This window comes from Acidimicrobiales bacterium (assembly GCA_041394265.1).
Taxonomy (GTDB): Bacteria; Actinomycetota; Acidimicrobiia; order Acidimicrobiales; family SZUA-35; genus JBBQUN01.
The window spans coordinates 852506-866652 of the sequence record JAWKIO010000005.1 but is presented as its reverse complement, the minus strand read 5'-3'; the positions used below and the strand labels follow the sequence as shown (position 1 = coordinate 866652).

General features: G+C 67.3%; 14 protein-coding genes. 6 read left to right on the top strand and 8 right to left on the bottom strand.

Features of this window, described 5'->3' with window-relative positions; genetic code table 11:
• Positions 1–30 precede the first annotated feature (30 nt).
• The 4 genes from R2733_04195 to R2733_04180 are packed head-to-tail and all read left to right on the top strand — an operon-like array spanning position 31 to position 4641.
• Complete coding sequence (locus R2733_04195) at positions 31–1461, top strand: PAS domain S-box protein (GenBank protein MEZ5375689.1); 1431 nt, start codon at positions 31–33, stop codon at positions 1459–1461.
• Between the two features lie 51 nt (positions 1462–1512).
• Positions 1513–2559 (top strand): amidohydrolase family protein, encoded by a 1047-nt coding sequence (locus R2733_04190; protein MEZ5375688.1) that lies wholly within the window; start codon positions 1513–1515, stop codon positions 2557–2559.
• A 23-nt stretch (positions 2560–2582) separates the two neighbouring features.
• Positions 2583–3824, top strand: coding sequence for a DUF445 family protein (locus R2733_04185; protein ID MEZ5375687.1), 1242 nt, complete (start codon positions 2583–2585; stop codon positions 3822–3824).
• A gap of 10 nt (positions 3825–3834) precedes the next feature.
• Positions 3835–4641 carry a DNA-formamidopyrimidine glycosylase family protein gene (locus R2733_04180; protein MEZ5375686.1) on the top strand — a complete coding sequence of 269 codons (807 nt, stop codon included), beginning with the start codon at positions 3835–3837 and terminating at the stop codon, positions 4639–4641.
• A 3-nt stretch (positions 4642–4644) separates the two neighbouring features.
• Here the strand turns inward: R2733_04180 and R2733_04175 are convergent, their stop codons facing one another.
• On the bottom strand, positions 4645–5634 hold the full coding sequence (locus R2733_04175; protein MEZ5375685.1) for an LLM class flavin-dependent oxidoreductase: 990 nt from the start codon (positions 5632–5634) through the stop codon (positions 4645–4647).
• An 89-nt stretch (positions 5635–5723) separates the two neighbouring features.
• Between R2733_04175 and R2733_04170 the strand changes: the two genes are divergently transcribed.
• On the top strand, positions 5724–6362 hold the full coding sequence (locus R2733_04170) for a DUF2889 domain-containing protein (protein ID MEZ5375684.1): 639 nt from the start codon (positions 5724–5726) through the stop codon (positions 6360–6362).
• Here R2733_04170 and gluQRS read toward each other — a convergent pair.
• From gluQRS to R2733_04140, 6 genes are read right to left on the bottom strand one after another with little or no spacing between them, the layout of a single operon-like run.
• The gene (gene gluQRS, locus R2733_04165) at positions 6359–7282 is read right to left on the bottom strand and encodes a tRNA glutamyl-Q(34) synthetase GluQRS (GenBank protein MEZ5375683.1); all 924 of its coding nucleotides are present in this window, start codon (positions 7280–7282) and stop codon (positions 6359–6361) included. The genes R2733_04170 and gluQRS overlap by 4 nt on opposite strands.
• A gap of 2 nt (positions 7283–7284) precedes the next feature.
• Positions 7285–8481, bottom strand: a complete 1197-nt coding sequence (locus R2733_04160; protein ID MEZ5375682.1) for a citrate/2-methylcitrate synthase — start codon at positions 8479–8481, stop codon at positions 7285–7287.
• Positions 8460–8690, bottom strand: coding sequence for a hypothetical protein (locus tag R2733_04155; protein ID MEZ5375681.1), 231 nt, complete (start codon positions 8688–8690; stop codon positions 8460–8462). Before R2733_04155 ends, R2733_04160 begins: the two co-directional genes overlap by 22 nt.
• A gap of 4 nt (positions 8691–8694) precedes the next feature.
• Positions 8695–9462: an ABC-2 family transporter protein gene (locus R2733_04150; GenBank protein ID MEZ5375680.1), complete on the bottom strand. Its 768-nt coding sequence runs from the start codon at positions 9460–9462 to the stop codon at positions 8695–8697.
• Positions 9459–10271: an ABC-2 family transporter protein gene (locus tag R2733_04145; protein MEZ5375679.1), complete on the bottom strand. Its 813-nt coding sequence runs from the start codon at positions 10269–10271 to the stop codon at positions 9459–9461. Before R2733_04145 ends, R2733_04150 begins: the two co-directional genes overlap by 4 nt.
• Entirely contained in the window at positions 10268–11071 is an 804-nt protein-coding gene (locus R2733_04140) for an ATP-binding cassette domain-containing protein (GenBank protein ID MEZ5375678.1), read from the bottom strand. Before R2733_04140 ends, R2733_04145 begins: the two co-directional genes overlap by 4 nt.
• A gap of 86 nt (positions 11072–11157) precedes the next feature.
• On the opposite strand from R2733_04140, the gene R2733_04135 reads away from it, so the two are divergent.
• Positions 11158–12183 (top strand): acyl-CoA dehydrogenase family protein, encoded by a 1026-nt coding sequence (locus tag R2733_04135; GenBank protein MEZ5375677.1) that lies wholly within the window; start codon positions 11158–11160, stop codon positions 12181–12183.
• Here the strand turns inward: R2733_04135 and R2733_04130 are convergent.
• On the bottom strand, positions 12155–14074 hold the full coding sequence (locus tag R2733_04130; GenBank protein MEZ5375676.1) for an EAL domain-containing protein: 1920 nt from the start codon (positions 14072–14074) through the stop codon (positions 12155–12157). The genes R2733_04135 and R2733_04130 overlap by 29 nt on opposite strands.
• Positions 14075–14147: the final 73 nt, after the last annotated feature.

Genomic DNA, 14147 nt, shown 5'->3' with positions numbered 1-14147 from the left:
GATGCGTGGTCGACGACCGAAACTGAGGCCGTGACGAACGATGAGGCGACAATGGTCGCGCCTCCGACCGGCGGCGGGGAGCGTCGGTCTGGCGGTGCGACGAAGGAATTGATCGACGAGGCGAGACGCTTCGACCTCGCCGACCTGTTCTTCTCGACCACCGATGGGCGCGGCATCATCGCGTCGGGGAACGAGGTCTTCTGCCGGGTCAGCGGCATGACCGAAGAAGAGCTGATCGGCAAACCGCACAGCATCGTGCGCCATCCCGACACCCCGCGAGCGGTGTTCCGCCTGCTGTGGAACTACCTGGAGGACAACCGACCGGTCGTCGCCTACGTGAAGAACCTGGCCAGCGACGGTCGCTACTACTGGGTGCTCGCCGCTGCGTTCCCGGTCGGCGAGGGGTATCTGTCGATCCGCTTGAAGCCGACCTCGCCGCTCGCCACCGCGGTGGCCGACATCTATCGAGAGGTTCGAGCGTTCGAGGTCGAACGTGAGCGCCGCGGTGAGCGGCGGAGTGACGTCGTCAGCCAATCGGAGCGGATGTTGTTGTCGGCGATTGCCGGCGCGGGGTTCGCAACCTACGAAGAGTTCATGCGGGCAGCCCTTGCATCGGAGATCCGACTGCGTCGGGAGGCGATGCAGCGAGCACCGACGGCGCCACCCGACCTCGACGCGCACGACCCGCTCTTCTCCCTCCTCGAGCCGGCGCGGCAGTTGGGTGTCTGGTTGGACGGTCGGTTCGCCGGGCTCGACGATCTCGCCGAGATGGACCAACAGTTGTCGAGCCGGTCGGCCTACCTCCTCTCCCTGGCCGAAGACATCCGGGTGTTCGCCTTCAACGCCGTGCTCGCGGCGAGTCAGATGAACGAAGACGGCGAGGCGCTGACGTCCGTGGCCAGCGAACTCCAGAGCCGCTGCTCGGTGGTGATCGACACGATCGAGAAGCTGGCCGACGAGATCCGCTCGGCGACGACGACGATCAACAGTCTCAGTTTCCGCACCGCCATGACGGCCTTGCAGTGTGAGGTCTTCGAGTTCTTCTGCATCGAGACCATGCTCGGGGCAGGGGTCGGGGGTGGAAGGGTCGACACCGTGCTGCATGACCTGTCCTCGCTGCACGCCGGGATGCGACGTGGACTGGAGCTGCTCGTCGAGCGGGCCCAGAGCCACGAGCAGCACCTCCAGGACCTGCGCCATTCGATCTACGACCTCCAATCGGGGCTCGCCAGCCTGTCGCGCCTCGTGTTGTCCGGCCGCATCGAGTCGGCACGCCTTCGCGACGGGTCGAGCTTCGTCTCGCTCTTCAACGAGGTCGGCGACCAGATCAAGGCCGCCAAGCGAGAGGTCAACCTCTTCCGGGACGTGGCGACGTCCGGCCACCCGATCGATGGCGCCGAGATCGACGGTGCTCGGTCGTCGCTGGCCTCGATCGACGAGCGACTCGCCTCGGTGGTCTGATCCCGGACGGCCAGCCGACTCATCGAGGAAATCTTGGCCTAGGTTCAAGCCATGGCCGAAGTCGAACCCGTGCCCGGTCAGGGCGTCACTCCTGGGCTGGTCTGCGCCCACCATCACCTCTACTCCGCCCTCGTCCGAGGCATGCCGGCACCGCCGCAGACCCCGAACTCGTTCCGCTCGGTGCTCGAACAGATCTGGTGGCGTGTCGACACCGCGCTCGACCTCGAGATGCTCGAGTGGTCGGCCAAGCTCGGGGCCCTCGAAGCACTCGAGTCGGGCTGTACGGCGATCATCGATCACCACGAATCGCCGAACGCGATCGAGGGCAGCCTGAGCGTGATCGCCGATGCCTGCGCCGAGATCGGGGTGCGAGTGAACTGCGCCTACGGCGTGACCGATCGTCATGGACCCGAGGGGGCCAAAGCCGGTCTGGCCGAGAATGATCGTTTCCTTTCCGACGGCGGGCTCGGCATGGTCGGCCTCCATGCCGCCTTCACGTGCACGGAGGACACGATCGACGCCGCTGCTGCGCTGGCCGACAAGCACGGCGTCGGCGTGCACGTGCACGTGGCCGAGGGCATGGTCGACACCGGGCCCGGCACCGAACTCGCTCGTCGAGCCGACTACGACTGGCTCCTCGTCCACGGCGTGAATCTCCCCGACGGGGTCGACTTCGACGGCATCGTCGTCCACAACCCACGCTCGAACATGAACAACGGGCTCGGCTACGCCTATCCGGCCCGGTTCTCGACGCCGGTCGTGCTCGGTACCGATGGCATCGGCGCCGACATGATCGCCGAGTTCCAGCTGGCGTTCCTCAAGCAGCGCGAGGTCGACGTCACCGTCGGCCCCGATCAGGCGTGGGGCTGGCTCGAGGGCGGCTGGGAGCTGATGCCCGACGCCAAGGACGACGTGGTCACCTGGTCGTATCCGGTCATGGACCCGTGGCATCTCGCCTACACCACCGACGTCCGCCCGATCGATGTCGTGATCGAAGGTCGCAAAGTGCTCGACAACGGTGTGGTCACCACGGTGGATGCCGCCGAGGTGCGGGCGAAGGCCGCCGAGCAGGCCAAGCGTCTCTTCGCCAGACTCTGAGGCACCGGTTCTCCATGCATTCGATGGACGACGACGCACAGCGGGCGATCGACTTGGTGCGAATGAAGCGGGTCGCCACGGCGCTGCTGGTGTTCGCTGCGATTGTCTTCGTCGTCGCTCGATGGCAGGAGGCCGACCATCACTGGGTCGGCTACGTCCGAGCCACCGCCGAGGCGGCAATGGTCGGTGCGATCGCCGACTGGTTCGCGGTCACGGCGCTGTTCCGCCATCCGCTCGGTCTGCCGATCCCGCACACGGCGATCATCCAGCGGCGCAAGGACCAGATCGGCGAGAGCCTCGGTGGGTTCGTGCGCGACAACTTCCTCACTCGCGAGGTGCTCACCGAGCGCCTCGACGATGCCCACCTCGGTCGACGTATCGGGCAGTGGTTGACCGACCCGGCGCACGCGCGGGCCGTGGGTGAGCAGAGCGCCGCCATTGTCCGTGGTGCCACCGAGGTGCTCTCCGATGACTCGGTGCAGCGGGGGATCGAGGACCTGCTCGAGCATCGGGTTCGGGCGATCCCGGTCGCTCCGTTCGTTGGGAAGGCCATCGACGCCGGGATCGATGCCGGTCACCACGATGTGGTGCTCAGCAGCACGCTGACTGGACTGAACAAGTTCCTTCTCGACAATCGGACCACGTTCCGGCGGCGGCTCGCCGAGGAATCGCCGTGGTGGGTACCCGAGCCGATCGACGATCGCATCTTCGACAAGATCTACGACGCCGTCGGTCGGTTCCTGTCCGACATCGGTTCGAACCCCGACCACGAACTGCGCCGGGAGATCAACAATCGCACGATCGAGTTCTCCGAACGGCTGAAGACGAGCCCCGAGATGATCGAGCGGGGCGAGCAACTCAAGCTCGAACTGCTCGCTCATCCCGAGGTGCGGGCTTGGTCGAACACGCTGTGGTCACGGGTGAAGTCCGGCATGATCTCGGCGGCAGAGGACCCCGAGTCCGAGCTGCGCCAGCGGCTCGAAGAGGCGCTGGTCGACGCCGGCAACTCGATCGTCGCCGACCCCTCGCTCCAGGCAAAGATCGACGACTGGGTGAGCGGGGCGACCGGCTACGTCGCCGAACAGTTTCGTGACGAGGTCGCCGGCCTCATCGCCACCACCGTTCAGCGCTGGGACACCCAGGAGACCGCCGAGCGGCTTGAGTTGCAGGTCGGGCGCGACCTCCAGTTCATCCGCATCAACGGCACCGTGGTCGGGGGCGTCGCCGGCCTCGTGATCTACACCATCTCCGAGCTGCTGCTCTAGGTTCGAGTCGATGCCTGAGGGACACGTCATCCATCGCGCGGCTCGTCTGCAGGGCCGTCGGTTCAAGGGCAAGATGGTGTCGGTGTCATCGCCCCAGGGTCGCTTCCGTGATGGAGCCGCAACCCTCGATGGTCGTCGGATCGAGCGGATGCACGCCTACGGCAAGCACCTCTTCTATGACTTCGACAACGATCTGTCGGTGCACATCCACCTGGGGCTGTTCGGCAAGTTTCGTCTGTCGAGGTTGCCGGCCAAGGTCGAGCCGTCACCGAACTGCCGCTTGCTGATCGAGAGCGAGACCGATCAGTTGCACCTGGCCGGACCCACCGTGTGCGAGCTCGTCGACGCCGAGGGCATCGAGCGCATCGTCGCTCGTCTGGGACCCGACCCGATCCTCGACCCGCCGGATGGCGCCGACCGGCTGGCCCAGCGGCTGTCGACCCGCAGCATCCCCATCGGCGCCGCCCTGCTCGATCAGAAGGTGATCGCCGGGATCGGCAACGTGTACCGGGCCGAGTTCCTCCACACGCTCGGCATCCATCCGTTTATCCCCGCGAAGCAGGTGCGCCGGCCCGATGTCGACGCGATCTGGTCGCTGGCGGTCGACGAGCTGCGCGCCGGCGAGGCACTCGGTCGCATCGTCACGGTCGATCCCGCCGAGGTCGGACGTGCAAAACGCTCGGACATCCCGAAATCGGATCGGCTGTATGCCTACAAACGCCAGGGCAAACCCTGCCGCCGTTGCGGCACCCCGATCGTGGCCGCCGACATCGACGGCCGGAACATCTGGTGGTGCCCCACCTGTCAGCCCGAGTAACGCTCAGGCCCCGAAGGCGGCGTCGGCGAAGACCTGGAGTTCGCGCTCGATGTCGCCCATCGGCTGGAAGGCGATCTCGGTGACACCCTGATCGGCGAGTCGCTGGATCCGGCCGGGAAGCTCGCTCCCGTGCACCGTGAGCGGGGCAACGTGCATGGCGCTGCCGGTGATCACTTGGCGGTCGATGTCGTTCATGACGGTGAGGTGGCCCGTGTGGAGCGCAAGGTGTCGAGTCTCGGGGTCGAGCGCCGTGGCCAGCGCTACGAACCCCTCCCCGTTGGGGAGTGAGTCGAGGCGGGCATCGCGCTGCTCGAGGAACGCGTGGTAGGCGACGGCGACGCCAGGCCCGGCCGTCTCGATGACGCGGGCGGCGTCGACCGTTTCGTCCGGGTCCATGACCGTGCCGAACCCGAGCAGGATCACGTCGTCGAGGCCGCCGTAGTCGGCATCGGGACGGGGGCGAGAGGTGAACACACCACAGCCCATCTCCTCGGCAACGGCCAGTCCCTTGGGGCCGTTGACCCCGAGCACCCACGGCACCTCGATCGGTCGGTTCGGTGCCTGCCCGTCGCCGTGCAACATCTGGGTGGGCCGACCGTCGACTTCCACGACCTCGCCCCGCAGCAGGGCCTGGACTTGCGCGACCATCGTGGGAAGTACCTTCCAGCTGAGCGGGCGCTGACCCATCGCTCGTCGCCCGGTGAACCCGGTTCCGGCCCCCACGATGACCCGCTCGGGTCCGGCCAGCTCGACGAGAGTGGCGATGGCCGACGCCGTCACCATCGGATGGCGGAGCGATGGGATCAACACGCCCGGACCGAGGCGGATGCGCTTGGTGCGGACAGCGGCGAGGGCCAGCGTCATCCAGCAATCGAGCTGGAGCGCCGGCGTGTCGTACACCCACGCGGTCTCATACCCCAGCGACTCGGCCAGCACGATGTGGTCGGGGGTCTGGGGGACCGGCGGGAACGCAACGCTGAACTTCATCTGCATTCGTTACCAGGATCAGACCCCGTCGTTCAATCGCAATGGCGAGGTCTGCGTTTGGGCAGGCCGGACAACGTCTTCTAGGTTGTGCCCCCATGTCGCTGCCCGAGCCCACCGGCACCTTGATCCATGACCGCACCTACGACGTTGCTGCCTACCGTGAGGGGCCAGACCGCCTCCGGCTGCGGGGCAAGGTCCACGACCAGAAGTCGCCGGGCATCTACATCGAAGACGACCCCGACCCGCTCTCGGTCCACCAGATGGAGGTCGACCTCCTGCTCGACTTCCCGGCCATGACGATCCTCGAGGTCGCGGTCGAGATGCAGACCACGCCACATCGGGGCTGCACGGCGATCGAGCCCGACTACCAACAGCTGGTCGGCATGTCGATCGCTCGCGGGTTTGCTCGCAAGGTGAAAGACACCCTCGGCGGACCGAAGGGCTGCACCCACATCGGCGCGTTGCTCCAGGCCATGGCGCCGGTGGCGATCCAGTCGAGCTGGTCGATGCGGAGCCTGGCCGTCCGCGAGGACCCGAGCGCTGTTCCGGTGTCGTTCACCGCCGATGACCGCATGCGGGCGATGGCCTTCAACCTGAACACCTGCCACATCTGGGACGAGGAGGGTGAGCAGGTGGCCAACGTGAAGGCGGGCGTCGAGATGGAGATCCCTGTCTGGGCCGAGGATCGTCTCGCCGCACTCGGGCGCACCCCCGAGGAGTGGCGCAAGTTCTAGAGGCCGACGATCGGCCGATCGGGGTCGAGGACCAGCGGTTGGGTCGGTAGGCCGGCCGGATCGAACCGAGCGAGCAGGTCGGCCATCGTGACCGGCTCATCGGGTTCGCACAGGCCGAGGGTGGACGCAAGGAACGACCGCACCTGCGCCGGTGTCTCGCCGAGAGCTCCGCGGTCGGCGAGGGTGACCGCACCATCGCGTTTGGCGAGGCGGTCGCCGCTCGGTGACAGGACCAGCGGGACGTGGGCATAGCGAGGAGGGGGGAGGCCGAGCACCCTCGCCACCTCGAGCTGGCGTGGCGTCGACGACAGCAGGTCGTCGGCGCGCACCACCACGTCGATCTCGCTGGCGACATCATCGATCACGACCACGAGGTTGTAGGCCGGCGTGCCGTCGTTGCGCTGGATGACGAGATCATCAACCGGGCCTTCGCTCGGCCCGGCGACCAGATCGTCGAAGCGGATCGAGCGCTCGTCGGTGCGGAGGCGATAGGCCGCTCGGCGGCCGGAACGTTCACGGGCCGAGCGCTCGGCGTGCGACAGATGGCGGCAGGTCTGCGGGTAGCCCTCGTGGGTCGACGGGCCGTTCGGCGCCTGGGCGGCCTCGCGGATCTCGCGGCGCGAGCAGTAGCAGGGATAGGCGAGCCCCTCGGCTACGAGCCGGTCGACCACGTCGTGGTAGATCGCCAGTCGGTCGCTCTGGCGGATGACGGGCTCATCCCAGTCGAGTCCGAGGGCGGCCAGGTCGTCGGCTTGGCGTTGGTAGTACTCGGGGCGGACGGTGGCGGTGTCGAGATCTTCGAACCGGAGCACGAAGGTCGCCCCGTCGCTTCGGGCGAACAGCCAGGCAACCATGGCGGTGCGAAGGTTGCCGAGGTGAAGGTCGCCCGTCGGGCTCGGCGCAAAGCGGCCAGACGGCACGATCAGTCCTCGGGAAGCTGTGGACGTTGGCCGGTCGGTCGGGTCTTGACCCGGAACCGCAGCGGTGGCTCGTCGACCTCCTCGATGGCGTGCGCGATCCAGCCGACCGTTCGGGCGATGCCGAAGAGCTCGCCGGCATCGGCATCCATCTCGGCCAACCAGGTGAGCGCGCCAAGGGCGAAGTCGACGTTCGGTGGCTTCTCGAGTCGGGTGACGATCAGGTAGCGGAGGTGCTCGATCGAGTCGTAGAGCGGGTCGTCGCCCCAACCGTCTTCGACCAGCGCGAGGAGCGCCTCCTCGCGGGGATCGCGCTTGCGGTACACCTTGTGCCCGACCCCGGGGATGGGGTGTCCGTCGGCCAGCTGCCGGCCGAACGCCTGCTCGACACCGATGGAGTCGGCCATCTCCAGGAATCGGTAGACCGCCCCGCTTGCCGCGCCGTGCAGCAAACCGCCGACCGCTCCCAGGCCGGTACTGACGAGGGAGTACGGGTCGGCTCGCACCGACGCTGCCACCCGTACCGCGAACGTCGATGCGGCCAGGTCGTGGTCGGCGAGCAACACGAGCGCGGCGTTGAGCGCCGCCCGCTGCTCCTGTGATCCGGGATCGGGCGCAAGCGCCATCCAGAGTTGATCGGCCAGCTGATCGTGCGGGCCCAGATGCTGTTTGGGTAGCGCTGCGATCATGCCGAGCAACATGCGGCGTCCGGTGGCGACGACCGAGGCGGGTGAAAGGTCGTGACGCAACGGGTCGGTGGCCGACAAGGTGGCGACCGCGACTCGGAGCCGGTCGAGCAGCGGTGTGTCGGGCGGCAGCGCCGCCTGTGTCGCCCGCAGGTGGCCGACATCTGAGGGGTCGAGGAGCCACGGGCCCTCGTGGCCCCAGATCAGATCGGCGACCGCCTCGAACGAGGTGTCGGCCTCGACGAGGCTGACGGCGTCGGTGCCCCGGTAGGTATGGCCCCGATCGGTGACCGTGGTGATCGATGAGGCGATGACGGTGCCGACCTCGCCCGGCACCGATCGATGGCGGCGTGAACGCAGGGCATCGATGTCGGCTGGGTCGAACAGGCTGGTCTTGCCGTCGAGCGACATGGTTCGCTGCAGCAACCCCCGGCTGACGTAGGCGTACAGCGTCTGGCGCTTCACACCCAACCGGGCGGCCGCCTCGGCGGCGGTCAGCTTGCGATCGTCAACCACGTCTGTTGAGCGTAATCGATCATGTAGTTGAGAGCATGATCAACCATCTCGATCATGTTGATCTCCTGGGGTCGCTGTTGGAGATGTCGAACGCACGACCGGTAGCCCGGGTCGCCGTCGCTGCCGGTGTGCCAGTGGCGCCGACGGCGAGCATCGATACGGGTGGGGTCACCACCCGAGATCTGCCGGCGGCGACATCCGAGCGGCACGGGCTCAGGCTCGGACCCATGTGGCCCCGCTGGTGTAGCGGCGAAGGCCGTAGGAGAAGGTGGCGACGGCAGCGACGGCGAACGCCGCGCTGACCGCCGCCAGCCCCAGCCCGAGCGTCAGGTCGAAGTCGTCGAGCAGGCGGACCGGGACCGACGTGACGAAGCCGGCAGGCACGACGGTGTAGAGCAGCACCTTGAACACGCCGGTGAAGATGTCGACCGGGTACGACGAGAACAGCAGGATCGCGTGGAACCCGAGCTCGCCACCTTCGTTGCGCCCGACGAAGAAGGCGAGCGAACCCATCAACAGCAAGAAGCTGAGCGTCAGGGTCGCCGAGCACACCACGGCGAACACGAACACAGCGGCTTGTCGGGGGTCGAAGCGAGCGACGTACAGGAAGAGCGCGATGCCGAATACCACGTCGCCGAGGTTCACCGGCGCCACGGCCCGGACCAGCAAATGGGTGAGGGGATGGACCGGGAGTGCCAGCGCTGCGTCCAGGCCCCCGCTCGACGCCAGTGGGCCGATGTTGCGCACGTTGTGGAACAAGCCGAGCACGAGGCCAGCACTGGTCGTGAGGACGGCGAGGAGGAGCAGGACTTGATCGACGTCCCAGCCGCGTAGCGCGCCGACCCGATCGAAGAAGATGACCCAGAACAGGACCCACACCAGGTCGTTGATCACCATCACCGTCATCTGGATCCAGAGCGCGAGACGGTTGCTCGCCGCCTCTTGCAGCGCGTAGCGCATCGTGATGAGAAGGGCCTTCATGACCGACCGCCCATCAGGTGCCGCTGTCCACGATCGAAGGCCCACCAGGCACCGACCCCCAAGACGATCAACCACCCGGCCTGGATCAGGAGCAGCTCGGGCTCGAAATGGCCAGAGGCCAGGCGAGCCGGCGCATAGGCCATGGCCATGAACGGCAGCCAGCGGGTCACCGACTCGACGGTCGGGGGCAGCACCTCGAGGGGCAGCAGCATGCCGCCGGTCACGAAGACCAGCTTCTGGTAGAGGAACCACGTCGACTTGGCGTCGCTCACCCAGAACGCTCCCGACGCGAACAGGTGCTGAGCGCAGACGTTGAGCAGGAGAGCGAGCACGACCGATGGGGCAGCGAGCAGCAGGGCGGCGGGGCTGAGGGGCGCTCCACCCGACAAGTACGCGAAGCCGAGCCCGAGCCCGGCGCACACCACGAGTCGGGGGAGCACCATCCCGAACTGGGCGCCGATCCGCACCACGATCGGTGGGATCGGCCGCAGCAGCTCGACCGCCAGCGTGTCGTCGGCGATCTCGATGCCGATGTCGTCGATGAGCTTGATCGGCAGGGGGATCGTGACCGACTCCGAGGTTGCGATGTACCACACGAGAGCCGAGGCGCTGTAGCCCGCCACCTCCCCACCGTTGGCAAGTGCGGCGACCTTCCACAGCTCGGACAAGATCGAGGTGACCATGAGATAGAAGAACCCGGCCACGACGAGGCCGCCGCGCCCGACCGCGGTGCGTGCGGCGGTGAGTCGGAGGGACCGGAGGAACGCGGCGACGTAGCGAGGGCGGGGCGCGGCGGCGACGGCGGTCATGGCCCCCCCTCGTAGATCGACGCAATGACCGACTCGAGTGGCGGATGCACCACGGTCACCTCGACCTGGGTCGGCGGCAAGCGGCGCCGCATCACCTCGACGCTGTCGTCGAAGATGACTCGACCGTGGTTCACGACGATCGCTCGGTCGGCGACGTGTTCGATGTCGGCCACGTCGTGGCTCGTGAGGAGGATAGTGGTTGCATGCTCCTCGTTGAGCCGGACGAGTAGTTCCCGGAAGACCTGTTTGCCGGTGAGGTCGAGACCGATCGTTGGCTCGTCGAGAAACAGCACCGACGGTTCGTGGAGCAGACACGCCGCGAGTTCGCAGCGCATCCGCTGCCCCAGCGACAGCGTGCGAACCGGTTGTCCGAAGAGATCGGTGGCATCGAACAACTCGCCGAGCCCGCCGATTCGGCGGGCCGCGGTATCGTCGTCGAGCCCGAAGATGGCGGCGAGCATGCGGAACGACGCCCGTGGGGTCAACTCCGCCCAGAGCTGCGACCGCTGACCGAACAGCGAACCGATCGAGCGGGCCAACTCGATGCGCTGCTCCCACGGCACGAGTCCGAGCACGCTCGCGGTGCCGCTGGTCGGTCGCAGGATCCCGGTCAGCATCTTGATCGTGGTCGACTTCCCGGCGCCGTTGGGACCGATGAACGCCAAGCGCTCACCCGGCTCGATAGCGAGGGTGATCCCTTCCACGGCCACCACCTCTCGGCGGTGCTTGCGGCGACCGGTGGTGAACGTGCGGCCGAGGCCATCGGCACGGATGGCGAGTCCGGTTCGGAGGTGGTCCATACCGCATTGTGAAACAGCTGGTCGGATCTGTCGTCGGAGTTTCCACCGAAGACGTGTCGGCGGTCGGAACATGCTTGACTCGGGGCGTGTGTGCTGAACCGAGCGTCTTGACACCCGACCGACTCGTGACCGCGGCCGAGCAGATCGCCGACGAGATCTTTGCGCCCCAGCGGGGCAACGTCGACCAGTCGGGTGTGATCCCACCCGGTCACCTGACCGCGCTCGCCGACGCCGGTCTCTACGGCGCGGTGGTGCGAGCGCCCGACGACTTCACGACGATCGTCGAGGTGCTCGCACGAGGCTGTCTGGCAACCACGTTCGTTTGGCTCCAGCACCACACGCTCGCCCGTCGGCTGGCGATGCCCGACGCGCCGGCGGAGCTGACCGCCCTGGCCGACGACCTCTGGGCCGGGCGAACACGGGCAGGCATCGTGCAGGCCGGTCTGCTTCCGGGACCCCCGATCCTCGAAGCCCGACCCATCGACGGCGAGGGCAGTTGGCAGATCGACGGGTTCTCGCCGTGGTGCACCGGGTGGGGGATGATCGACGAGCTGATGGTGGCGGCCCGTGTGGCCGACGATCCGGAACAGGTGGTCTGGCTCATGGTGCCGGCGGCCGACCAACCGGGTCTCGGTGTCCGGCGCCTCCCGCTCCAATCGGTCGATGCCACGGCAACCGTCTCCTTGAGCTTCGACAGCGTGGCGGTTGATCCCGGGCGACTGCTGGGGACCGACGACTACGCACGAGTCGGCCACCCGGCGGGACATGGCCTTCGGGGCAATGGGTCGCTGGCGCTCGGCCTTGCCACTCGGTGCGCACGGCTGATCCACGACATCGGCGGCACCGATGCCACGGATCGAGCGGATCGGCTCGTCGACACCATCGATCGTGCCCGGTCGGCGATGGATGCGGCCGACGATGTCACGATGCCGGCCCGACGGGCCGACGCAGCACTGCTCGCCGTCGACGCTGCCGTGGCGTTGGTCGCTGCGCAGGGCGCCTCAGCAGCGATGCAGGGATCGGAAGGGGAGCAGGCGATGCGGGAGGCCACGTTCCTCTTGGTCTTCGGATCACGTCCGACGATCAAGCAGGAGCTGTTGCGTCGATCGTGAACCGGCTCAGCGGTTGGGCGCGCCCGAAGTGATAGCCCTGGGCAAAGCCGAGGTGGAGCTCGCGTAGTTTTGCGACTTGGCTCTCGGTCTCGACGCCCTCGGCCACCACTTGCTTGCCGATCGATGCGGCGAGGTCGCGGATCGAGCGCACCAGCGCCGATTGCCGGGGGTCCCGACCCAGATCCTTGATGAGCGCCCCGTCCAGCTTCACGTACTCGATCGGTAGACCCAGGAGATGCTGCACCGAGGTGTGGCCGCTGCCGAAGTCGTCGAGCGCCAGGCGAACCCCCGACTCCACCAACTCGGTCAGCACCGCGTCGATGTCGGCGACGGTGTGGAGGCGCGCAGACTCGGTGAGCTCCAGGATCAGCCGGCCGTTGGGAATGGATCCGGAGGTCATCAAGAAGTTCACCCGTTCGGTGAAGCGCGGATTCGCAAGCTGGCGAGGCGACACGTTCATCGAGACCGACACCGAGCCCAACGTCGGATGGCGACGCCAGTCGGCGAGTGTCGAGATCGCCCGGTCGAGGACCTGCATCGACAGCTGGTCGATGAGTCCGGTCTCCTCGGCGAGGGGCACGAACACGTCAGGCGGGCAGAACGTACCGTCGGCGCGCGGCCAACGAGCCAGGAGTTCGACGACGGCGGTCTGCTCGGTGTCGAGATCGACGATCGGCTGGCCCCAGCAGACGATGCCGTCGGTGTCGATGGCGTCGCGGAGCGCTCCCTCGAGTTCGGATCGCTCGTCGAAGTCGTTCCGCGCCGCTTCGTCGAAGAACGCCGAACGTCGCCGGCCCTGGCCCTTGGCGACATACAGGGCGTGGTCGGCCTCACGCTGGACCGCGTCGAGATCGAAGGCACCGGGCGGCACCACGGTGATCCCGACGCTGGCCGAGATGCGAGCCTCGAACTTCTCGGTCGTGAACGGCAGCTCGAGCGCACTGATGATCGATCGGGCGATCCCCTCGCGCGCGGTCCGATCGAGCGGCGTGTCGATCAAGATCAGGAACTCGTCACCGCCGAGGCGGGCCACGATGTCGTCCGGTCGTACGGCACTCGTGAGACGATTCGCGACCTCGGCCAGCACCTGGTCGCCCATCGCGTGACCAAAGCGGTCGTTCACCATCTTGAAGTGGTCGAGGTCCACGAACATGGCCGTGACCGGGACCTGCGACCCGAACGATTCGAGTTCAGTGGCCTTGGCCAGGCCGGCTCGGTTGAGGAGGTTGGTCAGGGGGTCACGCAGGGCTTCGTCCTGTGCCGCGTCGGCCCGCCCATCGGCTTGCTCGCGATGGAACAGGATCTCGGCGAGCAACGAGTTGGTCGTCGAGAAGTCGCGGGCGAGGAGGAGGACGAAGAAGACCGTTGCCGACCCGAGGAGGAACTCACCTCGCAGGAAGAGTTCCAACGACCCCGAGATCCAGATCGGGTAGAGCATGTATCGGCCGTGGCCGGCGAGTCCGGCAAGCCCACCGACCGAGCCTGCGGAGATGGCGAGGAGGATGCAGAAGACCGTGTAGTGGAGTTCGGCATCGTCGAAGGCCCCTCGGTCGATCCACAGGAAGCTGGCAAAGCAGAGCCCGCCCGACAGTCCGAAGAGGTTGGCCATCAGCGGGGTGCCGGCTCGGTCCACCCGAAGGTGGAGTGACGGAATGTGGTTGGCGATCAGCAGGCCGGCCGAGATGAGGGTGGCGACGCCGAACCACGCCGACAGCGCCACCGGATCCATCTTGCCGTTGGCCGACCCCAGGAGGAGCAGGGCGCACACCCAGATGGCCGTCGGGGCCAGCCAGTCGTTCTGCCGAAACACGATCTGGGTGAGCTGCGTCTGGACGCCAGGAGTCAGATAGCGGGCGGTTGGCTCGACGACCGGCCTCCTGGTGAAGCGCATGAGGATTCTTCGACAAACCGACGGATTTCTTGAGGCCGCGAACGTGGGTCGTTGTACTCGTCTCACGATGGGC